At 31.5% G+C, this 25,399-nt stretch carries 23 protein-coding genes; 9 read left to right on the top strand and 14 right to left on the bottom strand.

Features of this window, described 5'->3' with window-relative positions; all coding sequences use genetic code 11:
* The first annotated feature begins 32 nt into the window (after nucleotides 1-32).
* The 6 genes from MY04_RS05660 to MY04_RS05635 all read left to right on the top strand — a co-directional run bounded on the left by MY04_RS05660 (nucleotide 33) and on the right by MY04_RS05635 (nucleotide 12,475).
* On the top strand, nucleotides 33-5,294 hold the full coding sequence (locus MY04_RS05660) for a translocation/assembly module TamB domain-containing protein (protein WP_066207520.1): 5,262 nt from the start codon (nucleotides 33-35) through the stop codon (nucleotides 5,292-5,294).
* Nucleotides 5,284-7,581 (top strand): translocation and assembly module lipoprotein TamL, encoded by a 2,298-nt coding sequence (gene tamL, locus MY04_RS05655; RefSeq protein WP_066207518.1) that lies wholly within the window; start codon nucleotides 5,284-5,286, stop codon nucleotides 7,579-7,581. The genes MY04_RS05660 and tamL overlap by 11 nt, the downstream gene beginning before the upstream one ends.
* Nucleotides 7,582-7,824: 243 nt before the next feature.
* On the top strand, nucleotides 7,825-9,495 hold the full coding sequence (locus MY04_RS05650; protein ID WP_066207515.1) for an ABC1 kinase family protein: 1,671 nt from the start codon (nucleotides 7,825-7,827) through the stop codon (nucleotides 9,493-9,495).
* Nucleotides 9,496-9,885, top strand: coding sequence for an HIT family protein (locus tag MY04_RS05645; RefSeq protein WP_066207513.1), 390 nt, complete (start codon nucleotides 9,496-9,498; stop codon nucleotides 9,883-9,885).
* A gap of 20 nt (nucleotides 9,886-9,905) precedes the next feature.
* Nucleotides 9,906-11,927 carry an NAD-dependent DNA ligase LigA gene (gene ligA / locus MY04_RS05640; protein ID WP_066207510.1) on the top strand — a complete coding sequence of 674 codons (2,022 nt, stop codon included), beginning with the start codon at nucleotides 9,906-9,908 and terminating at the stop codon, nucleotides 11,925-11,927.
* A 2-nt stretch (nucleotides 11,928-11,929) separates the two neighbouring features.
* Entirely contained in the window at nucleotides 11,930-12,475 is a 546-nt protein-coding gene (locus tag MY04_RS05635; protein WP_066207509.1) for a DUF6913 domain-containing protein, read from the top strand.
* 57 nt (nucleotides 12,476-12,532) lie between these two features.
* Here the strand turns inward: MY04_RS05635 and MY04_RS05630 are convergent, their stop codons facing one another.
* From MY04_RS05630 to MY04_RS05620, 3 genes are all read right to left on the bottom strand, one after another.
* Nucleotides 12,533-12,709 (bottom strand): histone H1, encoded by a 177-nt coding sequence (locus MY04_RS05630; protein WP_066207506.1) that lies wholly within the window; start codon nucleotides 12,707-12,709, stop codon nucleotides 12,533-12,535.
* 157 nt (nucleotides 12,710-12,866) lie between these two features.
* A complete protein-coding gene (locus tag MY04_RS05625) occupies nucleotides 12,867-14,111 on the bottom strand; it encodes an aminotransferase class I/II-fold pyridoxal phosphate-dependent enzyme (protein ID WP_066207502.1) in 1,245 nt (414 codons plus the stop codon).
* A 193-nt stretch (nucleotides 14,112-14,304) separates the two neighbouring features.
* Nucleotides 14,305-15,300: a DUF6588 family protein gene (locus MY04_RS05620; RefSeq protein ID WP_158297580.1), complete on the bottom strand. Its 996-nt coding sequence runs from the start codon at nucleotides 15,298-15,300 to the stop codon at nucleotides 14,305-14,307.
* 91 nt (nucleotides 15,301-15,391) lie between these two features.
* On the opposite strand from MY04_RS05620, the gene MY04_RS05615 reads away from it, so the two are divergent.
* Nucleotides 15,392-16,489: a hypothetical protein gene (locus MY04_RS05615; RefSeq protein WP_066207497.1), complete on the top strand. Its 1,098-nt coding sequence runs from the start codon at nucleotides 15,392-15,394 to the stop codon at nucleotides 16,487-16,489.
* A 671-nt stretch (nucleotides 16,490-17,160) separates the two neighbouring features.
* Here MY04_RS05615 and MY04_RS05610 read toward each other — a convergent pair.
* From MY04_RS05610 to MY04_RS05570, 9 genes are all read right to left on the bottom strand, one after another.
* Entirely contained in the window at nucleotides 17,161-17,664 is a 504-nt protein-coding gene (locus MY04_RS05610) for a glucosaminidase domain-containing protein (RefSeq protein ID WP_158297579.1), read from the bottom strand.
* Between the two features lie 88 nt (nucleotides 17,665-17,752).
* A complete protein-coding gene (locus MY04_RS05605; protein ID WP_066207491.1) occupies nucleotides 17,753-18,025 on the bottom strand; it encodes a hypothetical protein in 273 nt (90 codons plus the stop codon).
* Nucleotides 18,000-18,206, bottom strand: coding sequence for a hypothetical protein (locus tag MY04_RS05600; RefSeq protein ID WP_066207490.1), 207 nt, complete (start codon nucleotides 18,204-18,206; stop codon nucleotides 18,000-18,002). Before MY04_RS05600 ends, MY04_RS05605 begins: the two co-directional genes overlap by 26 nt.
* 85 nt (nucleotides 18,207-18,291) lie before the next feature.
* The gene (locus MY04_RS05595) at nucleotides 18,292-18,540 is read right to left on the bottom strand and encodes a hypothetical protein (protein ID WP_066207489.1); all 249 of its coding nucleotides are present in this window, start codon (nucleotides 18,538-18,540) and stop codon (nucleotides 18,292-18,294) included.
* A 3-nt stretch (nucleotides 18,541-18,543) separates the two neighbouring features.
* The gene (locus MY04_RS05590) at nucleotides 18,544-18,915 is read right to left on the bottom strand and encodes a hypothetical protein (protein WP_066207487.1); all 372 of its coding nucleotides are present in this window, start codon (nucleotides 18,913-18,915) and stop codon (nucleotides 18,544-18,546) included.
* Between the two features lie 3 nt (nucleotides 18,916-18,918).
* Nucleotides 18,919-19,893: a hypothetical protein gene (locus MY04_RS05585; protein ID WP_066207485.1), complete on the bottom strand. Its 975-nt coding sequence runs from the start codon at nucleotides 19,891-19,893 to the stop codon at nucleotides 18,919-18,921.
* A gap of 3 nt (nucleotides 19,894-19,896) precedes the next feature.
* Nucleotides 19,897-20,094: a hypothetical protein gene (locus MY04_RS05580; protein ID WP_158297578.1), complete on the bottom strand. Its 198-nt coding sequence runs from the start codon at nucleotides 20,092-20,094 to the stop codon at nucleotides 19,897-19,899.
* A 177-nt stretch (nucleotides 20,095-20,271) separates the two neighbouring features.
* Entirely contained in the window at nucleotides 20,272-20,550 is a 279-nt protein-coding gene (locus MY04_RS05575) for a hypothetical protein (RefSeq protein ID WP_066207481.1), read from the bottom strand.
* A 213-nt stretch (nucleotides 20,551-20,763) separates the two neighbouring features.
* The gene (locus MY04_RS05570; protein ID WP_158297577.1) at nucleotides 20,764-22,242 is read right to left on the bottom strand and encodes a rolling circle replication-associated protein; all 1,479 of its coding nucleotides are present in this window, start codon (nucleotides 22,240-22,242) and stop codon (nucleotides 20,764-20,766) included.
* Between the two features lie 313 nt (nucleotides 22,243-22,555).
* Here MY04_RS05570 and MY04_RS05565 point away from each other — a divergent pair, with 313 nt between their 5' ends.
* Nucleotides 22,556-22,969 carry a hypothetical protein gene (locus MY04_RS05565; protein WP_066207477.1) on the top strand — a complete coding sequence of 138 codons (414 nt, stop codon included), beginning with the start codon at nucleotides 22,556-22,558 and terminating at the stop codon, nucleotides 22,967-22,969.
* 123 nt (nucleotides 22,970-23,092) lie between these two features.
* Nucleotides 23,093-23,410, top strand: coding sequence for a hypothetical protein (locus tag MY04_RS05560; protein ID WP_066207475.1), 318 nt, complete (start codon nucleotides 23,093-23,095; stop codon nucleotides 23,408-23,410).
* Between the two features lie 58 nt (nucleotides 23,411-23,468).
* Here MY04_RS05560 and rlmD read toward each other — a convergent pair whose 3' ends face one another.
* Together rlmD and folK are read right to left on the bottom strand one after the other, a co-directional pair.
* Entirely contained in the window at nucleotides 23,469-24,878 is a 1,410-nt protein-coding gene (gene rlmD, locus MY04_RS05555; RefSeq protein ID WP_066207473.1) for a 23S rRNA (uracil(1939)-C(5))-methyltransferase RlmD, read from the bottom strand.
* A gap of 11 nt (nucleotides 24,879-24,889) precedes the next feature.
* Nucleotides 24,890-25,384 carry a 2-amino-4-hydroxy-6-hydroxymethyldihydropteridine diphosphokinase gene (folK, locus tag MY04_RS05550; RefSeq protein ID WP_066207472.1) on the bottom strand — a complete coding sequence of 165 codons (495 nt, stop codon included), beginning with the start codon at nucleotides 25,382-25,384 and terminating at the stop codon, nucleotides 24,890-24,892.
* Nucleotides 25,385-25,399: the final 15 nt, after the last annotated feature.

The following is a 25,399-nucleotide window of genomic DNA, read 5'->3' as shown; positions in this document are numbered from 1 at the left end:
GTAACACCATAATTAAACTCGAATAACTGAGAATGAAAGGATCTCTCAAACGCCTTTTCTTTGGAATCCTAATTTTATTTATCCTACTATTAGGTCTTGTGTACGGTATCTTACGAGTGCCGTTTGTACAAAACTATATCATTGATAAGGCAACATCATATCTTTCAGACAAAACTAATAGCGAAGTAAGTATAGGCTATATAGCATTAAACTTCCCTAAATCTTTAGTCATAGACGACGTGCTTCTAAAAAATCCCAATGGGGAAGATTTTATTTCTATAAAAGAAATTGAATTAGACGTCGACGCCGAAACCATATCTCTAGAAAGAGTGGTTATCGATAAGTTTGCTGTTCATAGTCTCCAAACAAATATTAAAGTCAATAAGAATGGTGAATTCAATTTTGATTATTTAATCAATGCATTCGCATCTAATGAGGAAGAAGTTGTAGAAGAAGATACCACTACTTCAGTAATTCCTCCAATCATTCTTCACGATATAGATTTAATAGATGTAGATATTACCTACTTAGATAGTGTGATGAATATGGATGCACATTTAAATATTGGTAGACTAAATACAAGCATTCCCGAAATCAACTTAAATACATCATCATACAACGTAAGTAATATTTTACTAGAAAACAGTAAAATTTCATATACCCAATTTGATGAAATGCCTACATCTGATGTTGATACTACTCAAACATCTACAGATGAAGAAACTCCCTTTCGTTTAATATTAAGCAAACTACAAATCCATAATGTTGATCTTGATTATGATGATCAAGTAAGTCCACAAAAAGCGACTATTCACATAGGTGATCTTAATTTATTACAACATGAATTTGATTTAGTCAAACAAGATATTAACATTGAAAAATTTGATTTAAATCAATCTTCTATTGAATATCAATTAACCTCGGATACTACAGTAAAAGCACCTCCGGCTAAAGTTTTACCTTTAGCACCTCTTAAAGACCTAGGTATAGGTTGGAAAGTAGCGATCAACGAAATAGGTATTAAAGATCTAAGTTTAAAATATGATGATCACCTTTATAAGAATGTTGAAGGTTTTGATGCAAATCATATTTTTATTTCTAAGTCCAACCTTTCAACTACTGATATTAAGGTCAACGATCAACAGATTTATATCGATCTAGAGCATTTTGATATGGTCGAAAAATCTGGTTTAAGTATCAATAGTTTGTCCTCATATATAGATGTTCAACCACAAAGTCTTGAGTTAAGGGAATTGTTGGTTGAAGTGAACAATAGCTTTTTACTGAATGATTTAAAATTACGATTCACCAATTTATATCAAATAGGTGACTACATAGACGATCTTCAGTTTGATAATCACTTAAAACGATCTCATTTGACATTTTCTGATGCATTAATCTTTGATCCAACACTTAAAAAAGATTCTGTAATTGCTCCTTACTTGACATCTTATGTGGATGGTAGCTTAATAGCCAAAGGAAATACAAAAGAAATGTCCATCAAAGAGGGTAAAATAAATTCAAATTTAGGTTTAGAAACAGATTTTGATATAGAATTGAAAGATGTAATGAGCGAAGATTCTCTATACTTCGCCCTAAAAATCGATTCTCTAAACTTTTATACAACACCACTTTTAAATATCAACCTCGATGATACGTTAAGAGAGTCATTTGATTTCCCAAAACATATAGTGGGTAATTTAAAGGTAAAAGGACACCCAACGGATTTATCTGGTGACATGAAGTTGGCACTGGATGAATATGGAGCTTTTGATTTAGAATATTACTTATTAAATGAAGATGAGTATAAAATCAAAACTAACACCTATAATTTAGAAGTTGGAAAAATTTTAAAGGACAGCACAATCGGTGAAGTAAGTACTTATTTGACAGCTGTAGGTAAAGGTTTTGATCCTGAAAAGGATCTAAAGGCTTTAATTACTTTCCATCTCAAAGAAGCTATCTATAATAATTACGATTATGGTGGATTAAAAGCCAACTTAGATGTAGACCGAATGGCTGTTAAATGGGATGCGAAAACCAAAGGAGATGGTGCTCAATTCGACCTTAATGGTTTTATTGACATGAATCAAGAAGTCCCTATTGCAGATATTCATGGTAAAATTGAACACTTAGACTTTTTGAAACTCAATTTTTACGAAGACACACTAACTATAGGAATGATAATAGATTCTGATACTCGAGGTTTCGATATCAAGGATTTGAATTCTACCTTAAAAGTTGAGGATTTATATTTTTACGATGGTAAAGACACTTACACTTTTGATGAAATCAAATTGCATGCAGAATTAGATTCATCACATATTGCAGGTAATCTAGTCGCTCCTCATATTGAAGGTGCCATTAATTCTGATTTACCTTTGGATTCATTATCTGTAGTTTTGGAAAGGTATTTTTCACAATACATTTCATCAAGAGATATGATTGGTCAATTGCCACCATCAAATGGCAAAATGTCAGGCTATTTAAAATTGACAGATTCCGAACTACTGACCAATGGTTTTATAGAAGGATTGGACTCATTGGTTTTAAGCAAATGTGATTTCCTTTTCGATGCCTCTACTAATAAATTCGATTTTGATGTTCTTCTACCAAGAATAACTTATTCTGATATTGATCTTGATTCTACATATTTATCATTACATGCTAATGGTATTTCCTTAAAATATGATGTCGGATTTAGATTACTTCAAATGTTGGGGTACGAGGAATATGCATTACATCATTGGAGTCTTAATGGAGAAGCGAAAGACAATGATCTGACTTTTATAACACAAGGTAAGACAGAAGATTTATCAAAAGAATGGCTATGGGCCGGAGGAGAATTAATTCTAGATTCAACTACATATCGATTTAATTTAGAAGATAAATTCATAGTGAATGGAATGAAGTGGGATGTGAATAAGGAAAACTATATTTTATCAGATGGTGGACTTCCTTATGTAAGTAATGTTCGCTTAAAACAGGATCAACAAGAAATAAATTTATATACTTCTCAGTACGATGAAAAAGATACCGTATATAAATTCGAGATAAAAGATTATTCTTTAGATAAACTGACTTACAATAGCCAGAATGATACATCCCTCATCAATGGTGATATTAATATGGATGTAGAAATAGGAGACATCTCTTCTGGAGGTAAACTTAATTCAAATCTAATTATCGATGGTTTTGGTTTCTTCAATAACATCATTGCTAATATTAAAAATACTGCTAAGAATACAACCGACATCAATATTTATGAAAACCATACAGTAATTAATGGTCCTATAGGTAATATGAGATCAGACGCCACATTTAATATGGCAGATACGATTGCTCCCTTGGATTTAACAATGACTATTGATTCCCTTTTAATAAAACCTTTCGAAAAACTTTCGTTTGGTTATTTATCAGATTTATCTGGTGGATTTAAAGGAGACATGAAAGTTAAAGGTGGTGGTTCTGCTCCATTATATGTCAGAGGTAATATCAATATGTATCATCCAACTTTTACTGTTGATATGCTAAACCTAACTTTATATGGTTTAGATGGTGATGCTACATTTGATGATAAAGGTATTCACTTCAATAAATTTGGATTTAGAGACATTCATGATCACTTAGCTCTACTTGGAGGTAGTATAGTTACAACAGATTATCAGAACATGGATTTTGATTTAAAATTCTCTGCTGATGATATCGTCTTAATTAATTCAACAGCGAAAGATAATCCCGAATACTTCGGTCAATTGATCATTGGTAATTTAACTTCAATCAAAGGTCCAATAGATCATTTGATTATCGATTCTGATATTCGTATATCAAGAGGTACGAACCTAACTTATGTCTACATAGATGGAGGTTTAGGTGATGTAGAAACAGGAGATGATATTATTGAATTTATAGCTGAAGAAGATACAACTAATATCAAAAAGAAGTCTGACAATTATGAATTGAATGCTAAAATTAATATTGATAATCAATCTTCTTTTAGAATAGTAATCGACCCAAGAGCTGGGGATGCATTAACCTTAGTAGGAGGCGGAACTTTAAATTTAAGAATGGATGCTGGAGGGGATTTAGTGATGTCAGGCCAATATCAAGTAACAGAAGGAGATTATAGCATGACTTTTTATCAGTTGATGAATAAAAAGTTATTATTAGAAAAAGGAAGTTCAGTGCTTTGGACAGGTGATCCCTATAATCCACAAGCAAATATGACTGCTATCTATGAGATTAGTACTTCACCATATCCATTAGTTGCCAATTTGATTAGTCAGAGTGAAACCAATAAGTACAAATCCAAAAGGCCTTTCAAGGTATACATGAATATGAGAGGTGATGTGATCACTCCAGAATTATCATTTAAATTAGAATATCCAGAGGGTAGTCAAGGTGGTGATAAAATTGAGACTGCAGTCGAAAATTTAAATCAGGATGAATCTCAATTAAATAAACAGGTATTTGCACTATTGATTTTAGGTACATTTTTAAATGATGCTGGTGGAGATGGAGCTTCAACTACTGATATGGTAGCAGGTTCTGTAAGTTCGATCATCAGTCAGCAATTGAATAATGTAACTAATAATTTAACCAACGGCTTTGTTGATGTGAATTTTGATGTTGATTCTTATTCTCAGAACAATGACAAAGGTGGTTCATCAAATAGAACTGACGTTGGAGTAACTTTAAAGAAAAACCTTTTCAATGATCGTTTAAGTGTATCTGTTGGAGGTAAAGTAGCGGTAAATGGTAATGAAGCATCAAATTCATCGAATACCTTTAACACTGATTTCCTCTTAGAATACAATCTCCTCACAGATGGGACACTTAAAAATAGGCTATTTAGATCTATTGATGCTCAATATTTTACACCAGATGTATTTAAGACAGGAGTTTCAATAGTATTCACGAAGGATTATAATCAGGGGAAAGAATTATTCATCAGAAATCTTGATAAAAGAAAAGATGTTAGAAAAAGGTTGGGTATGATCAAGAGGTCAAATACTGGAGGAGGTATGATGGCTTCACCAAAAGATTCAACCTCATCAGGTGGCGGAATGAAACCAGCGAAACCTGATTCTACTTCTTCTGGAGGTATGAAGCCTGCTGTTGAAATAGACAGCACTTCAATAAATACACTTCCGGATTCAACCATAAATGAAATTCCTGTAGAAAGTGATTCATCTAGTAATTCAGAGAAATCATCTTCATATATGGATACTTTTATTCCATTTTTTCATAGAGAAGAATCATTAAATAGCTTATTAGCAGACAATGACAACTAATAGATATTTCATAATAATATGCTTTACTTTTTTACTTTTTGGATGTAGTATCACAAAATACATCGAAGAGGATAAAAGTTTTTATACAGGCGCTCAGATAAAATACGATACACCTGATAGTATTAAGATTGATGAAGATCTCAAATATATTCTATCAGAAAATTTATCTATTGCTCCTAATAAGAAAAATGCTGCATGGTATCATTTTAAAGCTGAAAATGCGAAAAGACCAAAAGGCTTAAAGAAAGGGTTGAACAAAGCTTTTGGAGAAAAGCCTGTGTATTACGACGAAAACCTCACGAAAAAAACAGTGGAGCTAATCCAAGCATCACTAAACAACAATGGGTACTTTGGATCAAAAGTAAAATACAAAAACATTAAAGATTCAGCGTCAAAATCTACCTCTGTTGATTACTATGTAGTGGTAAGAGATAAGCCTTATGTATTAGATAGTATTAATTGGAATTTAGAGGATAAAAACCCTTTCAATAGGAAGATTAAAAATTTAAGTAGCGAATCGATTCTAAAAAAGGGTAATAGATATTCCCTAAAAGCGTTTAGGGATGAAAGAACCAGAATAAATACAGCATTGAAAGATAGTGGTTATTATTACTTCAGTTCCAACTATTTGATGTTTGATTTAGATTCTGCAAATGAAGACAGAACGATTAATGTCTACGCCTATTTCAAGGAAATGCCTGATAAGGTAAAACGCCAATATGAAATTGATACCGTTATTCTGCAACCTGATTTTGATTTAGATGGTTTGAATGTTTCTAAGAGAAATCATCAAAAAGTAGATGTGGATAGTGGGATAGTTTATTATGGTGATCCTGTAAACTTAAAGCCAAAAATTCTGAATGAAACACTTCAATTAAGAGCAGGAGAAACCTATTCTAGACATGATCATCAGGCATCATTAAAGCAATTCTCTGGTTTAGGGGTTTTCAAATATGTCAATATGGAATTTGAGCCAAAGGAAACTCTAGATCCTTATAAAGGAAAAATGAAAGTGAATGCAAAGATGTCTCAGGTAACCTTGCATTCTGTTTCTACAGAATTATCGATGTCTACTTGGTCAACAGGTTACACCGGACCAGAGTTAGACTTTACATGGAAAAATAGAAATACTTTTGGAGGTGCTGAAAGATTCTCTGTGACCCTCTTTACTGGTATACAAAAACAGTTCGGAGGGAATACAAATGGTGTAGATGTGATCTTTTGGTATGGTTTCGATACAAAATTATCTATTCCAAGAGTAATAGCACCTTTCGATGTTCGACCTGGTGGTGATTTTTATATTCCATATACCAATTTTGGGTTAGGATTTAAAAGATATCACTTTTTTCCGTCTTATTCACTAAATTATTTCAATACAAGTTATGGTTTTGATTGGAGAACAAACGAAAAAATTAGACATACATTAAACCCTGTTGCTATCAGTTATCAAGCTACATCTTCAACCGATGGGACTGATATTGCTGATGCCTTTCCTTCCCTTGCAGAGACATTTAGAAATCAGTTTATATTAGGTTCAAATTATACATTTGAATATGCTCCTTCATGGGATAAAAAGGTAAGAAACAGTAGTTTTTACTATAAAGGGAACATAGATATTTCAGGTAATATGTGGTATGGTATTATGCAAGCCACAGGTATTGAAAAAGATCAGGAAACTGGGCAATATCAAATCTTGGGTAATCCTTTCTCTCAATATGTAAAACTGACAAATGATTTAAGATTTTATTTTAAGACTACGGAAAAAGGATCCATCGCTACTAGACTTGTTGCAGGTTATTCAGTGCCGTGGGGTAACTCCACATTCCTTCCTTTTGTAAAGCAATATTTTGTAGGAGGACCTAACTCCCTTAGAGCATTTAGATCAAGAACTCTAGGACCAGGTAGCTATAAACCTTCTGATGATAAAGATGCAAATTCTTTTAGCCAACATGCTGGTGATATTAAATTAGAAGGTAGTGTAGAGTATCGTTATGATTTACACCAATACTTAAAGTTAGCAGCTTTTGTTGATTATGGTAACGTTTGGTTAGCATCTGAAGATCCTGAACGTGAAGGAGGGGAATTTGAAGTAGGAAAAGTCTTAGATGAATTAGCTGTTGGTGGAGGAGTAGGCTTAAGAGTCGATGTTCAATTCTTTGTTTTACGACTAGATTTTGCCATGCCTTTTAGAGTTCCTTATACTCCAGATGATGGAGATCAATGGGTCATAAAAAAGCCGTCTTGGAATCAACTTGTATTTAACTTAGCCATTGGATACCCATTCTAAATCAATTTTAAAGGTTATATTTTACTATTAAGCGTATACTTTTTTAGCAAATAATATTTTAAACCTAATTTTATTTAAATTAGGTTGAAGAATTATCTGTTTATAATATTATTTCAAAATAGGATCATTAAATTGTAGTGAAGAATAAATTGTCTTATCAAATTGATATTACTGCTTATAATTAATTTTTTCTATTTTTATAATCAGAAGACAAAAATCGTTTTGACTCTTTTATTTTTTTAGATGCTTTTTTCCACCAAAGTAAAAAATATACAACGACTTCAGCAAATCATTAAAATCTTGTTGAAATACGGATTTGAAGATGTAGTTTCTACTACTTCTTTAAAACGTTTTGTACCTATTGATGATTGGAAAAGAGATAATAGACCTGTACTTAAGTTTAGCCGAGCGGAGAGGTTTAGACTTGTTGTAGAAGAATTAGGTCCTACATTTATTAAGTTTGCTCAAACTCTAAGCAATCGTCCTGATATTTTACCTCAAGATTTAATTGAGGAATTTCAAAAATTACAGGATAATGTCCCTCCTTTTTCAGAAGAAGAAGCGATAGCCATTGTCGAAAAAGAAACAGGAATGAATCTTAACGATTTTGTATCCTTTTTTGATAATAAACCACTTGGTGCTGCAAGTATTGGTCAAGTTCACCGTGCTCGCTTAAAAGATGGGAAAGATGTTGTACTAAAAATTCAACGTCCTGGTGCTTATGAGCAAATCCTAACTGACTTGAGGCTATTAAAAGAGTTCGTAAAACATACGCATGCTTTTTTCCTTAGACACGGACTTTTAAATCCAGATGAAGTAGTCGAAACTTTTGAGGAGAGTATAGTTAGTGAATTGGATTATACTATAGAAGCTAAAAATCTAGTTCAGTTCAGAAGAGCAAATAAAGATAAAGATCATGTTCATATTCCCTACGCTCATTTAGAGTATACCACTAAAAAATTATTAGTGATGGAATATGTAAGTGGTTGCAAAATCACTGATGTTAGAACTATTAAATCCTGGGGGCTTTCTTTAAAAGATGTTGCTACTTCAGGAATGAATATATATTTAGATCAAATTTTTGAGCAAGGATTTTTCCATGCAGATCCGCATCCAGGTAATGTTTTGGTAAGACCTGATGGAAAAATTATTCTTATTGATTTCGGTATGATTGGCCGATTATCTAAATATCAACGATTTGGTCTTGCTAATTTCTTGGCTTCAATGTCTCGAAATGATGCTAGAGGAATGGCACTTCACTTGAGGCGCATTGCAAAAGAAACTGATCATGAAGACAGTAAAGCACTAGAACAAGATTTAAACAACATTGTTGATCGTTACTATACTCATGGTAACGAAGATGCTACAATGGCTGAAGTAACCACTGCTTTACAAGAAATTATTTACAAGCATAGCCTTGCTGTACCCGGTTCAATATTTCTCATTTTACGTGCCTTAGCTATTTTAGAAGGTATTATAAATGTAATATCACCAGATTTAGAGGTTTTACCTGAAATTGAACCGTACGCAAAAAAATTGGCTCAAGAACAATTCTCATTTAAGAATTTAAGCTCAGACTTTTATTATACTTTTTACCAATTATCTTCTTTATTCTACAATCTTCCTATGGAAGTGAGGTATATTTTAAAGAAAACGAGAACAGGTAAATTGTCTATAAACATTGATCACAAAGGATTGGAACCACTCATTCAACAAAGAAAAGAAGCTGCTTCTAACTTAAATATTGTGATCTTAATATCTGCTTTATTAGTTACCTCAGCATTAATCATGAATGCACCAATTCCATATTCAAGTAGAAATTTTCTTGGAATGCCTTTTCTTAGTACAATTGGTTTTCTAAGTGCATTTTTCATGATTATTTATTTAGTTATTAAACCAAAAAATAAAATATAAATGGCATCTATTTTTACAAAAATCATAGCAGGAGACATCCCTTCACATAAAGTTTATGAAGATGAAAACTATTATGCTTTTTTAGATATATTTCCGGTACAAAAGGGGCATACACTCATCGTTCCTAAAAAAGAAGTGGACGATATGTTTGATTTAGATGATGAAACATTAGCAGGCTTATATGTAGCAGCTAAGAAAGTTTCAAAAGCAATAAAAGCAGTATTTCCATGTAATAGAGTAGGACATGCTGTTATTGGATTAGAAGTACCTCATGCACATATGCACTTAATTCCTATTAATGGAATGTCTGATATGAATTTTGAGCATAAATTAAAATTAGACAATGAGGAGTTAGCAGAGATTGCATCAAAAATTAGAGAACAATTATAATTAAGGAAATCTCATAGATTATGACTTTCAAAGAGGCGGAGCAAAGAGTTGAAGAATTATCTAATCAAATACATGATTTAGATAAAAAATATAGAGAAGGTGCACCTGATATATCAGATCAGGAATTTGATATAATGATGAATGAATTGATTCAATTAGAATCAGATTATCCAGAATTATTAAAAGTTACCTCACCTTCTCAAAGAGTGGGTGGTGAAGTATCCCAAAACTTTGAAAATGTAGCACACGCAATTCCAATGTTATCTTTATCAAATACATATGATAAAGAAGATCTAACTGATTTTGATGATAGAATTAAAAAAGATATCAATCTTGATCAAGTGGAATATGTCTGTGAACTTAAGTATGATGGTGTTGCACTAAGCCTAACGTATGAAAATGGTATTCTTGTTAGAGCAGTTACCAGAGGTGATGGTGTTAAAGGTGATGATATTACAAAAAATGCCAGAACAATTAAGAGTATTCCTCTACAGTTGACAGGTGAATTTCCCGATATTCTTGAAGTGAGAGGAGAGGTGTTTATGAGTAAAAATTCCTTCGAAGAGAATAATTTAAAAATCTCTGCAGAGAATGAGATTCGTAGACAAAAAGGAAATAAAGAACAGCCATTACTTGCTAATCCAAGAAATGCCGCTGCAGGTGCACTTAAGCAGTTAGATCCCAAGAAAGTCGCTGAGAAAAAATTAGATATGTATGCTTATCAAATTGCTTCAGATTATGAGGGTATTACATCTCACTACGATGGACTTTTAAGGTTAAAAGCTTGGGGGTTTAATATTCCAGATACTTTTGAAATCAACAGTGATATCGATAAAGTTTGGGATTATATCACTTCTTGGGATCAAAAAAGAAAAGATTTACCTCTTGAAACAGATGGAGTAGTTATTAAGGTAAATCAAATGGATTTACATAAAAAATTAGGTAACACTGCCAAAAGTCCAAGATGGGCTATTGCTTATAAATATAAAGCTGAGGCGGCAAAAACTCCATTATTATCTATTACCTATCAAGTAGGTAGAACTGGGGCAATTACACCAGTTGCAAATTTAGAACCTGTTCAATTGGCAGGAACTACGGTAAGAAGAGCATCTCTACATAATGCAAACGAAATCGAAAGACTAGATTTGCATTACAACGATAATGTTTATGTTGAAAAAGGAGGTGAGATTATACCTAAAATTACTGGTGTAGATAAAACATCTAGGAGGGAAGGAGCTACAAAAGTCAATTATATTGAAAATTGTCCTGCATGTAATTCTACTTTAGAAAGAAAAGAAGGAGAAGCTCAACATTATTGTAAAAATTATGAGTGTCCACCACAAATAAAAGGGAGAATCCAACATTTTGTAAGTAGAAAAGCAATGAATATTGACTCTTTAGGTGGTGAGACAATTGAACAGCTTATTAGTATTGGATTAATAAAAGATGCCGGTGATTTATATAGCTTAACAGAAGAAAAACTATCACAATTAGATCGTTTTAAAGAAAAGTCTATAAATAAACTGTTGTCAGGTATTGAAGAATCTAAAAACATACCATATGAACAAGTCATATTTGCACTAGGAATTCGTAGTGTTGGTAGTACAATATCAGAAAAATTAGCAGAAGTATTTACTGATATAGATAAGTTAGCAGAAGCTACTGAAGAAGAAATTGCTGAACTTTATGATGTTGGATCTACTGTTGCAGTTGAGGTTAAAAAGTTTTTTAATTCCGATGTGCAATTAGAGTTTTTGAATAAACTTAAATCAGCTGGTCTTAAATTTAAATTAGAAAAACAAGAAGTAAAAGATATATTAGAAAGCAAGTCTTTTGTCTGTACAGGTAAGTTTAGTATCTATTCTAGAAATGAGATGCATGCTTTAATTAAACAAAATGGAGGAAGTGTAAAAACTTCAATATCCAAAAATGTTGATTATCTTGTTGCAGGAGAGAAGGCTGGTTCTAAATTGAAGAAAGCTACCGAATTAGGTATTACTGTTTTAACGGAAGAAGAATTTTCTGAAATGATAAACAACTAAGAATGATTGAACTTTTTAAAAATAAATTAATTGGTAATCAATTAATAAACAAACGATTAGATAAAGATAGAAAGCATCATAATAAATTTCCCCTGAATGATGCCAAATCTATCGGGCTCATATTTTATATAAAAGACAGTGAACAATTAAGGTCTACTTTAAATGAAAGTAAAATAGTAGATAAAATACTCCCAAAAGGAGTAAAAAATATTGAGTTTATTTTTATTACAGAAGAGAAAAAAATAGAATTTGATGTTCCTTTCGGTTATAAAATTATTCCACTTTCAAAAGTAAATTGGAATAAGAAAAATCCTGAATCGAATATTGAGAATTTTATTAAAAAAGAATTCGATTATTTGTTCTCTTTTACTTATGGAGTATCTAAAATTCTTGATCAATTAGTATCACAATCTTATGCCATTTGTAGAGTGGCTTTGGGTGAGCATCAAGATGTGGATTCACACGAAATGAAATTAACTTATGATCAAGTTTCATTTACAGAAAGGATAAGAGAAGCAGTAGATATTTTACATCGAATGCATAAATAAAAAAAGGGGATGTTGTTAGAAACATCCCCTTTTTTTGTCGTGTGATCCAAACAGGAATTAACCGTTGTTTTTGATCTCTTGGATTTCAAGACGGATATCTTGAGCAAGTTTTTTGATGTCTTGCATGTTTTTTCTTACGCGAGTTCCAGCCGCTGCAACTTTGTTGTTGTAGAATTTTTGAGCGTCCTCTTCAGTTTGTTGGATAAGCTCTTTTAGTTCTGTGAATTTGTCCATTTTACTAAAAAATTTCTATCGATGAATTAAAATATATATACCACAATTTATACAATTTCTTTTAAATAGCACAATTTTAGGGCACAAAAAAAAGGATAAAACCTCGTTTTTTATACGAAAATCCTATCCTTTTAATATCAAATTGAATCTTAATTAACTAAGAGAAAATTTGTGGTTCTGCTTTCGCATACTCACCAGATTCAAGTTTATGTTTAACCGCTTTAAAAGCTGTAATTGTCTCTTCAACATCAGCAAGAGAGTGAGATGCTGTAGGAATTAAACGTAACATAATTACGTCTTTAGGAACTACAGGGTAAACTACAACTGAACAGAAAATATTAAAGTTTTCTCTCAAGTCCATGATCATGTTTACCGCTTCGTTTTGACCACCTTGTAAGAATACTGGAGTAACAGGAGTATCTGTTTCACCGATATTAAAACCATTCTTAGTCAAACCATCTTGTAACGCAGTTGAAATTTCCCAAAGTTTGTTTTTTAACTCAGGCATTGTACGTAACATCTCTAAACGCTTCAAGTTACCTTTTACCAATGGCATAGGTAAAGTTTTAGCGAAAATTTGAGAACGAGTGTTGTATCTTAAATACTCAATCACTTGCTCGTCAGAAGAAATGAATGCACCAACTGAAGCCATTGACTTAGCGAAAGTAGAGAAGTAGATATCAATTTTATCTTGACATCCTTGCTCTTCACCAGCACCAGCACCAGTTTTTCCTAAAGTACCAAATCCGTGAGCGTCGTCTACCAACATACGGAATTGATATTTATCTTTTAAATCTGCGATTTCTTTCAATTTACCTTGATCACCAAGCATACCGAATACACCTTCAGTAATCAAAAGAATTGCACCACCAGTTTGTTCAACTAGTTTAGTTGCTCTTTGTAGTTGTTTTTCACAGTTCTCGATATCATTGTGAGGGAATACAAATCTTTTACCAACATGCATTCTCAAACCATCAATAATACAAGCGTGACATTCTGAATCGTATACTACAACGTCTTTTCTGTCAATTAATGCATCAATAACTGACATGATACCTTGGTAACCGAAGTTTAAAACCATTGTATCCTCTTTACCTACGAAAGAACTTAATTCTGATTCAAATTCTTCAATAAGGTTAGAGTTACCAGACATCATACGTGCACCCATTGGGTATGCCAAACCATATTCAGCAGCCGCGTCAGCATCAACTTTTCTAATTTCAGGGTGGTTTGCTAAACCAAGATAGTTGTTCAAACTCCACGTCAATACTTCTTTTCCTCTGAAGGTCATGCGAGGAGCAATTTCTCCTTCAAGTTTAGGGAAAGCATAATAACCATGAGCCATTTTGGAATGTGACCCTAGCGGTCCTCTATCCTGAAGAAGTTTTTCAAATAAATCCACGATATAGTCTTATTTTAATGTTTGAAACATTATTATAATTACAATCTTAATGTTAGAAAAATTTATAATATCAATCAATAGATAGATAATTAAGCGTGTTTTTCTAAACGCAAATACAAAAATCGTTTATTTAACCTTTATACGGGTAATAATCTGCTTTCATTTAAGAATTCTTAACAAAAATTAGAGGCATTTATTTTAATGTAAGGCCTAAACCCACGTTTATTTGATGCGACCACCCATAAGTGTAATCACCATTAATATAAACCAAACCAATTTTAAACATCAAACCGGCACTAAATTTCCAAGATTGTAGTCTGTAAATATCAAGTACTCCGTCGGTAGGTATGTTTAATGATTCTTCGGTTAATTGTAATAAAGTATAATTACCATTTAATAAAGTTTCATTTTTAGTGTAAACATAACCAGCACTTGTATATATAGTGAGTAATGGAAATGTTTTAGAAAGCATACATTCAAAATTACCACCTTTGGTTTCAAACTGAAGGAATCCAGGATCAACTACTGGAGCAACTTGCGAGTTTTGAAGAGGATATTGTCCTTCTAACTGAGTATATCCAGCAAATAAACTTAGATCAAATGGTGACTTTTCTTTAAAAAACCATTGGGCAATATTGTGTTTAATACCTGTTCCCCACATTTTAACTACAATCCCATTGTATTCCACTTTTGGGAAAAGCCTTCCAATTAATTCAGTATTCTTTCCTACACCAAGACCAAATTTTATAGAAGGCAGTAATGCATAGTTTATATTAATACCCCTTGTTGCTGGAATGACAGCTTCAGATCCATCATCATTCATAATTCCAATAACAGATTCTTGTGTATCACTTCCGAAAAAGGTAGGCAAACTATTATCCCCTGAAATAACTCTTACTCCTTGAATATCATCTACACGATAATATAAAGCATTATCAGGTAAAATAACTCCTGCATTAGAAATTGATATATCAAAGCCAATCGGTCTGTGAGGGCGTGCAGTATACATCCAACCCAAACTTGTAGACCATGCATAACTTTGGGAGAGGGGAGTGGCATATCTTCGAAATACTTCCAAACTCCTTTGCTGAGCCATAGGACCTTTAGTCGCAAATAGAGATAATACATCCTGAGAAAAAATAGGATGTGAACAAGAGATGACGACTATTAAGAGTAGTAATTTTTTCAAAATGATTATTGTATAACCGAAAATACAAAAAAGGTTAGAAAATGATAATAAAAAGGTTGATTTTATTAATTTTTAGTTGCAACTTGCAATTATGAGTTTGTATCAATTAGAACAAATAGAGTTAGAATTCGAAATTCTTATACAAAAGGATAGACGTAATTGGTTAAGAGTAGCTAAGTTATTGGATAAGATTGAAGTTAACCAACTTTATAAATTACGTTCAAGATCTTTTACTGAATATGTTAAAGAGTTAGCCCGAAAAAATGGGATTAATATATCTACTTTGTGGCGTGCTCGTTCTGGTGCAAAATTATATGCAGAACTTTTGGGGATTCATGATGTAGATAAAATGGATGAAGCAAAAGTGAAAACCACTCCTGAACAATTAGAGACATTTAGTAAAGTAAGAACGATTGCACCACAACGTATTGTCGATGAAGTAAAAGATAAGATGATTTCAGGTGAAAATATGCGTCATGAATTAAGAGAATTGTGGAATATATATAGACCATTGAAAGGGGGGAAGACTGAAAGAGGTAGGAAACGTTCAGAAGAAACTCCAATTTCAGCTGATAAATCAAAGTCTCAATTCGTTGTTCCTTATGATTTGAAGGACAGTAGTAAAAATGAACACGTTAAGGCTAATTCTTTAGATAAATATTGGGAAGATCTGAAGAAGATGGAAAAGTATCAGGTTTCTTCAGAAAATGTTGCTAGAGCTAATATTATTAATGCTTTACGTTCAGAACAATGGTTAGCTAGAACATTTAAAGAGGATTTCACTTTTAAGCATGAACACCTAATTAGTTTCCGTTTAGGTGCATATACTGAAATTGATATTCTTTCTGTATGTAAGCCCAATAAATTGACTAAGGAAAGACCTCAATTTATTGGTGTTGAAGTAGTTACAAACTTAGAAGATTTTGATAAGTCTAAATCAAAAATTATAAATAAGGCACAGTATTGTGACTATTTTTACTTTGCTGTACCTTTAAATCAGCAGTATATTGATCCTATGAAAGAATTTTGTGAAGGAAAATCTTATGGTATAATATGTGTTTCAGATGAATTAAATGATGAAAATAAACACGACTGGAAAATATTGAAAAGTACAGAAAACCTTCAGATTAGCCCTCAAAATGAATATATTATTATGCAGAAGTGTATTGAAAGAGTGTTGGGTTGGTAATTAATAAAGCGAATTAATATATAAATAAACCTATTATATATTAATGTAATTCTATATATAATATACATTGTGTAATCCTTTACACGTAGAGTTTATTACTGTCATTATTATTATTTTTTTTCCGTATTGCTAAAGTATAGAGTTAGTTCTATAACTCCAAATTTTAAGCAATAAATAAATCCATAGGCTAACGCAAGAGGAACGCAAACGCAAAAGGAACGTAAACGCTACGCTAAGGAAACATGAACCGCATAAGCAGTGTATTTTCTGATAGATCAAAAAAAGAATTAATTTTGTTTTTTTCGTGATTACATTATAATTATTCTGAAAAACTTATCTCTAGGTATATATAAACCATAAGTATTTTTAAAATAACAGAATAAAAAAAACGAATCCTAATAAAAGAACTCGCTTTGTTTATCTCGATTAAACCAACCTAATTGGATATTATCTTTTGTAAATATTTTTGCATAGTAAAAGTTTGGTTTGTTTCTGAAATAATTAACTAGATTATATTTGTTTCTCCATTTGCCAACCTTAAACCATGCCTTTTGATTACCCGCAGCGTTTTTATAAACTACTAGCAAATTACATTCTTGACCTACCATAAATTCAAATTTAAAAAAAGTCATTACTATTAATAATGACTTTTAAACATACACTCTAATTATCTAACTAAACTTAAACTTATTTTTTAAGCTATACGGAATATTATCATAACTTTTTACAACAACGAATCCTACAAGAATAGGGAGGAAGAAAGACAATATTTTATATACTGTACTTGCTTTATATGATGATTCCCATTTTTCAATATACTCGGGATCTTCAAAATAATTACTGTCTTTTGTTGCCATCATATATGATTGATTTTTACTGTAACCATCATCTATGAACTCATTCATTTTAGGCACAATATTAAAATTCTCTTGCCTTAAAAAATAATCTACTATTGAATCGTACCAATTTTTATATGTAGCAAATCCAACTGAATAAGAACTTTCTTTTCTTCCCGAATTACCTAGAGAAGTGGTTTCTCTTCTAGATGGGTGATTCATACCAAAGAGGTTATTAATATCTTTAAAAATACCGCTTGTAAATCTACCCGTTTCAAGTCTTGTTTGAGCGAATATCAATTGAGTAGGAACATTCCAGAACTCACGAAATTTTGTCAACTTAACAAACCATATTAAAATATATATGATTATTGATTTTATGAATGTCATAATTAAAAATCTTAATGTTAAAAGGATGATATAAATATTAAATTTGGTCAATACGTACATCTCTACCTACATATTTATTGTTTGCAATTCCTACATGATTTTCGCCGTTTACTTCATCTGCTGAAAACACAATATCATAACGACGATGATTGTTAGGGATACTAACGAGATAATTATAAAAGGAAGAAGTATTAGAAGCATGACGCTTAATAAAACCTTTTTCGCTACCATCTTCACCAAATGTAATGGACGCACTTTTTGATGATACCAAGTAAGAAACCCCATTACTTAACCTTACCGTTTGACTCATGTTCTACTTTGTTTGTGACTGTTTTCGATTCTGTTTTTTGCCCTGTTGTTTTGTCTCCGAAACCGAATTTATCAAATACGATTGGAAGCACATATCTAAGTAATAGAAAGAGGATAATATTAATAAATGGATATTTAACACCCAATTTTTCAATCTCTTTAAAAAGCAAATCATTTTCCATAATAGAAGGTTTTAAGAGGCAGAACCTTTAAATAAAAATTCTGCCTTTTGATTATTATTATTTGTATTATTATTTGAATTACACTTTATCTAAGTGAACGTGATCTTTTCGCGGAATCTTCATCAAATCTAAAGAAACGAGCATACACAAAAGGAGTACCTTTTTCTTTTGATTTATAAATTTGTGGATTCCCTTTTGAATCACAATTAATTGAAACACCTACTCTTTCATTGTGGCCATCTTTAACAGAGCCGACCAACTGATAGTAAGTTTTTCCTTTGAAGTTATTTTTTTTAACTCCTAAGGTTGTTTGTACACTTTTATTTTCTGACATTTTTTATAACAATTTTGATAGGATGAAAGCACCAATACCAATTGATGCAACTTTTTTTACTTCATCACCTTGTTTACTTGATACATTGTTTGATGTACGTAAAGAAGATGATGTGCTTTTGGGAACAGTAACAGAACCTTTAAGATGTTCAAATCTTTTAGGTAATTTCAGAGAAGGAAATTTTAAACCCATTGAAGGATTTAAAGCATTATCAACTAAGTTTGCACCCATTGTTAAAGCATCTGAAATTTTTTGAGTACCAGTCATAACAATTGCGGTATCTCTTGCTTTTCTAAAGGCTTTGCCTACTCCGGTATCGCCTAAACGATCGAGACCACCTTTTACTTTATTCCAAGTGTTTTTAAACCAACCCATAAATTATAATTTTTCTTCTCTTTTAATTTGATCAATCATGTAATCAATTTCGCGTGAATTACCAGAAACAACACCCGCTTTCTCTGCCTTGATACGTTCTTCTTTTGTCATCTGTCTAACAGAAACTTTTGCATCTTCTAATGCTTGAATAGTACCATTTGCAACCGTTGGAAGAATTTGAGGTTTAATCAAAATGAAATAATCTTCAGAAGATAAAGAAAGGTTTTTCGCTCTTACAGTTTCCCCCATTGGTGATGATGATCTAAACACAGTATGAGCATTATTTTCAGAATACTGTAAACTGTTCATCAAATGAGAATATGCAGGAATTGAGAATTCATCTAATTGGTTCGTTAATGAATCAGTTTCAATTAATACCTCACGAGAATCAAAAGTAATATTACCCGCAGAAGATGAAATAAAGTTACTTACTAAAATTACTTCACTAATACCTTTTTGCATGATGTCACGGTCAACCGTTCTATCATAAGTAATTAATACTTCAGCCGAAGGATTTGTTTGAATAGCATAAACTTGCGTTGGAAGATTTAAACCGCCAGTATTTTGAAATTCTACTTCTAATTCATTTTCAAGACCTAATGTAACTTGTCCAATAGGTAAGAAAATTAAATCATAAGGTGCTGATTTTTCAGCTATTTTTTTCAAAATCAAATCAGTTCCAGCATCAGCAACTAAACCATATGATGACATCATTTGAGTAGCCAATGTATCAACAGAATCAAAACCATTTTTCAAATGTGAAATTGCCGCTAAATCTTGAATAGGCATTTTGTTACACACTAATTGTGTTTTTGATTGGCTTCTTACTTTTACTGTTAAATCTGCCGTTACTGATTCTAATGTAAAGTCATATGAATCACGAGGAAACATAATCATAATACCATTATACACACCCTTTTGAATTGTTACGGTTTTATTTTCCGAGGGGTTCAAACTCATTAATTTTTCAAATCTCATTTCTTATTGTTGATTTTGAAGGTTAGAAACTGTTTTTTTTACGATTTCGACAGGGTTGTAAGCATCAGGCAGAAAAGCACCAGCAACAACACCAATAAGAGCACCCAATAAAAGTGCTTTTTTCCCTTGTTCTGTAGAAGGGAATTCAAAGAAATTACTAAACATCTTTTTAAAAATTGTAATTATTAAAATTCTATACATAACGTATTATTGATGTTTAAAACTATTTCGTTATTTATTATTGTATGTCACTTTTGATACTTTCTAAAACTTTTTACTATATTTGATTATTATTATTATTTGTGTTTAAAGTTGAAACCTTTAAAACACATTTTTTCGTAAAAAAAAGGGTCGCATTGCAACCCTTTCTTTTTTTGTCTAATTTTTAAAGTGCCTTTGTAGAGCTTCCCTTATTTCTTGTTTTGTTGGTTCAAACTGTTGGATATTCAATTGTTTTGATTTTAATCTTTTCTTTTTTTCTGTATGAATCCTTATAAATGATTCATAACGTTTAATTAATTGTTTTTCAAAATTGTGTAAACTTCTTTCTTGTCTAAATGCTTTACGTTCAATTTTTTCGCAATAGGTTTCATAAAGTGAAATTACATTTTCACTTACTTTAATTTGTTCTTGAATAGAATTTAAATTTGTTTCCATAACTTTGTTTTTAAACTTTGTTTTATCCCCCGATGCTTGGCAGAGCTGAAGGGGATTTTTTAATTAAATAATTTAATAAGATGTTCGGGTGAGACATCTAAATATTGTGACAAATGGAATATTGTCACGGGTTGTTTTTTAGAGATTTCGAAAATATCTCTAATCTTGTTCATTTCACGGAATGATGTTGCTCTACTTATTTCTAAAATGTTTTCAAGGTCTTTCGCCTTGATGATCAGTTTTATTTTGTTGCTCATTATCTAACAGTTTATTATATAACTCCTTACTGATTTTTGTTACTTTGATATAGTCAGTGTTTGAAACTTTATTTGTCCTGAATATTTTATCTATTGTTGTGTTTTTGAATAATCTTTGTTCTTTTATCTGTTCTGTATCATAGGCATAGTTGTATATTTTAGTTAATACAAAATAATTGTCACTTGGTCTTACTAAGTCCAGTACTCCAAGCATCATTAAATATTTTTCACTGTATGATTTTAGTATTTCATCAGCAGTCAGTAACATTTTTAATGTTTTGTTCTCTATGGTTTCACCGATCACTTTACCCATTGGTAGTTTAGAACCTCTAAAGCCGTAAATGTTTACAATGAATTTTCCTTTGTCTGTTAAACTTGGTTCAATGCTTTCGATAGGGGAGCAGACATCAACACCGTCTTTAATATCTTCACCCAAATAAATTTTTGTTTCTAATTCTGTTTCATAACGTGACTTGAATTTTTTATGAAATTGTGCGAATTGAGGATAGGACCATAAAGAAGAATCATAAGAGGATGTTTCATGAATAAATTCTTTACCATCAGAGCGAACAATTTTTTTTCTTGTTCTTTGGATTTCACCACGTGATAATTTTTCAAAGTCTTGCTTTGATAACTCCATTACAATCTTAGTGCTTGTCATTTTTGACAATGCTTTTGAGCGACCCCAAACATTACAGTAAAATGTATCATCAGATTTTGTAACATACTTTGTCATGTATGAAGAAAGGCTTAAAGAGTTGGCAACACCTTTTACATATTGGTCATCAAATGGGTTTCTATGCTTGTGTTCGTTTTGATAAAATGTATGCAATCCTTTTTTATTACAATCAAACATCGCCCTTTCATATTCTTGTTTTACTTCCAGAGCTGAAGCGGATTTTTTCCATTTTTCGGAGATTGTATCAAACCCAATAGCGAATAAATGTTTATTCCAAAGGGCATTTAATTTTCGTACTGTTTCAGTTCCTTTACCGATTTTGTATGTGTCATTATTCCAAAGACAAAATAAATGGAAATGTATTTGCCCGTTTTCTTGACGTTCGGCAACCCAAACGTATGATTCCATTCCGTAATTTTTGACCATTGTTTTAAGCATCATTCTAAATTGATGACTTACTTTTTGATCATCTTCAATAGGGACGTAGTTAGTTTTATCAATCTTTTCACCTAGAGTAAGTGTCATAAATCGGAATACATATTTTTTGTCTAGTTCGCCCCTTAATTTTAAATCCAATAAGAATTTAATTGATTCCTTAATTTTTGTTTTTGTGGTATTCGTCATTTTTCTACCGTGAATCGATTTCATTTTCGAAGTGTCACGATATTTCGTGAATTCTTTTGAGTTTTGCATAATTAGATAATCTTTGACTTCTAATTCATCAGTAGTACCACCAGTAACAATTTCGTTTTCCATAAATATTTTGAACGAGTGCTTAGCAGATTTTTGAATTTTGCAAATCTGATCAGCTTCTTTAAAAAGTAATGGCAGTATTTTACCCGATTTCTTAGAAATGGTATTTAATAAGGTATTTTTGTTGTGTATGTCTTTGTTATTAACAATATTCTTTTGAGTATTACCGTTAATTAACGATTTAATTGTGCCATCCGAGGATATCACATAAGATTTAAAATTATTATTTATATAATATACATTATGTTAAATAGGAGTTTTATATTCAATATTTATAATTAAATTTACCATACTTATTTCATGCTATATCTTTACAATGAAAAACTTAAGCAAATCTTCTTTACACACAATATTATACGACCCTGAACATCATCTTTTAATGAACTCATGGGATATTGTGAACGAACAAAATTTTTCCATAGAAGAGTATAAGAACGAAGTTAGACTCTGGGTGGATGTTTGTTTAAAGTATAAACCAAAATATTGTATCACAGATACACGAAATTTCCATTATGTAGTTTCTAAAGAAATTCAAAAATGGTCATCTGATTTGGCCCTAAAGGAAATCAATTATGTGATTAATAAATATGCGATTATTCTTTCAGAAAAATTCCTTTCACAGATTTCATTAGAAAATACAATTGAAAGAAGCATCTATAATGTCTCTATAGATCATAAATATTTTTCAGATATTGAGGTAGCTAAAAAATGGCTCCTCCCCTCCTATTAAATATATAACATATTGATTATCTTATTTTTAAAATTAAATAATTTTATTTTTTTCTTGTTTATGTAACATTGTTACATTATATTTGAAGTGTTGATTAATTATTCATAACAAATTCTTCAAACTATGAAAAAGTCTATTTATAAAATTTTTGCTACTACCCTATTTTTAATGACTGTTTTATCTTTTGATATCCAAGCAAAGGATGACAACAGAATTGTTAAAACACATAATATTGATGTCGCTCAAATAGTCATGACTATACAGTATGGCGATGGCTTTTTCACCCTAACAAGAAGATTGTTTAAAGTTTTAGAAAAAGATCCTAGAAATGTAACATGGGATGATGTACTTCTATTAAAAACTATTTATGAAGAACAGAAAGGAAGTGATAAATTAGAAGTCGGAGAAAAATTTATCATTGTAAAAAATGAGTTTATATAAAAAGAACGGGTGATACATTAGAGTGTCACCCGTTCTTCTTTTATATGAGATATTGAAATTATTTTAATTCCAATGCCACTACATTTTCGACATGATAAGTTTGAGGGAACATATCTACAGGAGTTACCTCAACAACCTTATATTTAGTATCTAGTAAAGCCAAATCTCTTGCTTGCGTAGCCGGATTACAGCTTACATATACAATTCTTGTCGGCTCCACTTCCAAAATCTGATTAATTACATCTTCGTGCATACCTGCTCTTGGAGGGTCAGTAATAATCACATCTGGATTACCATGCTTTTTAATGAAAGATTTTGTTAGAATATCTTTCATATCACCAGCAAAGAATTTACAATTTTCAATACCATTTAATTCTGCATTCTTATTAGCATCCTTAATTGCATCTTCTACATACTCAATACCAATTACTTCTTTTGCCTTTCTAGAAACAAATTGTGCAATTGTACCTGTACCAGTATATAAATCATATACTCTTTCCTCGCCTGTAAGCTTAGCGAAATCGCGAGCTACTTTGTATAAAGTATATGCTTGTTCAGAGTTAGTTTGGTAGAAAGATTTTGGACCTACTCTAAATCTTAAACCTTCCATTTCTTCCTCTATATAAGGTTTTCCATTGAAAACTTTAAAATCTAAGTCTTGGTAACTATCGTTTCTCTTTTGATTAATTACGTATAATAAAGAAGTAATCTCAGGGAATGATTCTTTAAGATGATTCATTACCAATTGAATTTGTTCTTCATTATTATCATAAAACTGCACCATTACCATTAGGTCTTTTGTTGATGCCGTTCTAATGATTAAGTTTCTCAATAAACCAGTATGCTCATAATGATCAAATGTTGTTAAATCATTATCAAGAATAAATTGATATAGAGACTTTCTGATTTTATCAGCTGGCTGATTTTGAAGATAACAATCGTTCAAATGTAAAACTCTATTCCACATTCCTGGCAAGTGAAGTCCTACACCTCTTCTTTCAATGTTTTCTCCACCTGTTTCCATTTCTTCTTTCGTTAACCAACGACTCGAAGTAAATGTGAAATCCATTTTATTTCTATATTCTTTGGTCTTTTCAGAACCTAAAATCGGATTGAATTCAGGAAGATCTATCTTACCAATTCTAGTCAATTGATCCTCAACTTGCTTGTGTTTGAAATGCAATTGTGATTTATAATCAAGCATTTGCCATTTACAACCACCGCAAAGTCCAAAATGCTCACAAAAAGCATCTACTCTTAGATCAGAATATTGATGGAAATTGATAGGTCTCGCTTCCATATATGCCTTGCGTTTTTTAGTCACTTGCAAGTCACAAATATCACCTTTCACAGCACCTGTTACAAAAACAGTCATATTATCTTCTGTTTTTGCTATTGCTTTTCCTTCAGCACCAATATCGATGATTTCAATATTTTCTAGAACTATATTTTTCTTTCTTCTTGCCATTTGATTCTAATTTAACTCATTACCTTTTGTAACTTCTTTACTGGTAACGGGTCGTTACATTGCAAAAGTAATTGACTTATACTGAGATTTAAAACCGGGTGTATAAACTCAGGAATAATTTCTGTTAACGGTTCTAATGTAAATCTCCTTTCTTGAATAAAAGGATGAGGAACTTTTAGGTTAGGTTGATCAATGATAATATCATTATAGAATAGGATATCTATATCAATGATACGTGCACCCCATTTCTCTTTTCTTACTCTTCCTAGTTTATTTTCAATCTTTTGAGTGATAAGAATTAATTCCTCTGGAGATATATCGCTTTCAACACAGAGTGTTTGATTATAATAGGAAGGCTGATCTTCTTTACCCCAAGCAGCTGTCTCATAGATATGAGAAACCAACTTTACATCTCCAATTTCATCTTGAATAAAATTGACAGCATTTGATAAAGTATCTAGCTTATTGCCCAGATTAGCACCTAATAAAAGTATTATAGAACTCATTTAAATTATTTTTTG

The organism is Flammeovirga sp. MY04, assembly GCF_001682195.2.
In the GTDB taxonomy this organism is placed as follows: Bacteria; Bacteroidota; Bacteroidia; order Cytophagales; family Flammeovirgaceae; genus Flammeovirga; species Flammeovirga yaeyamensis.
Note: the sequence above shows the minus strand (reverse complement) of the source record. Positions and strands in the feature narration are given on the sequence as shown.

What these genes read in the sequence shown, in the direction of transcription:
- MY04_RS05575 (WP_066207481.1), bottom strand. Translation starts at nt 20,550, where the DNA reads ATGGAAACAAATTTAAATTCTATTCAAGAACAAATTAAAGTAAGTGAA.
- MY04_RS05645 (WP_066207513.1), top strand. Translation starts at nt 9,496, where the DNA reads ATGGCATCTATTTTTACAAAAATCATAGCAGGAGACATCCCTTCACAT.
- MY04_RS05585 (WP_066207485.1), bottom strand. Translation starts at nt 19,893, where the DNA reads ATGAGATTTGAAAAATTAATGAGTTTGAACCCCTCGGAAAATAAAACC.
- MY04_RS05650 (WP_066207515.1), top strand. Translation starts at nt 7,825, where the DNA reads ATGCTTTTTTCCACCAAAGTAAAAAATATACAACGACTTCAGCAAATC.
- folK (WP_066207472.1), bottom strand. Translation starts at nt 25,384, where the DNA reads ATGAGTTCTATAATACTTTTATTAGGTGCTAATCTGGGCAATAAGCTA.
- MY04_RS05660 (WP_066207520.1), top strand. Translation starts at nt 33, where the DNA reads ATGAAAGGATCTCTCAAACGCCTTTTCTTTGGAATCCTAATTTTATTT.
- MY04_RS05630 (WP_066207506.1), bottom strand. Translation starts at nt 12,709, where the DNA reads ATGGACAAATTCACAGAACTAAAAGAGCTTATCCAACAAACTGAAGAG.
- MY04_RS05565 (WP_066207477.1), top strand. Translation starts at nt 22,556, where the DNA reads ATGAAAAACTTAAGCAAATCTTCTTTACACACAATATTATACGACCCT.
- MY04_RS05635 (WP_066207509.1), top strand. Translation starts at nt 11,930, where the DNA reads ATGATTGAACTTTTTAAAAATAAATTAATTGGTAATCAATTAATAAAC.
- ligA (WP_066207510.1), top strand. Translation starts at nt 9,906, where the DNA reads ATGACTTTCAAAGAGGCGGAGCAAAGAGTTGAAGAATTATCTAATCAA.
- tamL (WP_066207518.1), top strand. Translation starts at nt 5,284, where the DNA reads ATGACAACTAATAGATATTTCATAATAATATGCTTTACTTTTTTACTT.
- MY04_RS05605 (WP_066207491.1), bottom strand. Translation starts at nt 18,025, where the DNA reads ATGAGTCAAACGGTAAGGTTAAGTAATGGGGTTTCTTACTTGGTATCA.
- MY04_RS05580 (WP_158297578.1), bottom strand. Translation starts at nt 20,094, where the DNA reads ATGTATAGAATTTTAATAATTACAATTTTTAAAAAGATGTTTAGTAAT.
- MY04_RS05570 (WP_158297577.1), bottom strand. Translation starts at nt 22,242, where the DNA reads ATGGAAAACGAAATTGTTACTGGTGGTACTACTGATGAATTAGAAGTC.
- MY04_RS05615 (WP_066207497.1), top strand. Translation starts at nt 15,392, where the DNA reads ATGAGTTTGTATCAATTAGAACAAATAGAGTTAGAATTCGAAATTCTT.
- MY04_RS05590 (WP_066207487.1), bottom strand. Translation starts at nt 18,915, where the DNA reads ATGGGTTGGTTTAAAAACACTTGGAATAAAGTAAAAGGTGGTCTCGAT.
- MY04_RS05600 (WP_066207490.1), bottom strand. Translation starts at nt 18,206, where the DNA reads ATGGAAAATGATTTGCTTTTTAAAGAGATTGAAAAATTGGGTGTTAAA.
- rlmD (WP_066207473.1), bottom strand. Translation starts at nt 24,878, where the DNA reads ATGGCAAGAAGAAAGAAAAATATAGTTCTAGAAAATATTGAAATCATC.
- MY04_RS05595 (WP_066207489.1), bottom strand. Translation starts at nt 18,540, where the DNA reads ATGTCAGAAAATAAAAGTGTACAAACAACCTTAGGAGTTAAAAAAAAT.
- MY04_RS05560 (WP_066207475.1), top strand. Translation starts at nt 23,093, where the DNA reads ATGAAAAAGTCTATTTATAAAATTTTTGCTACTACCCTATTTTTAATG.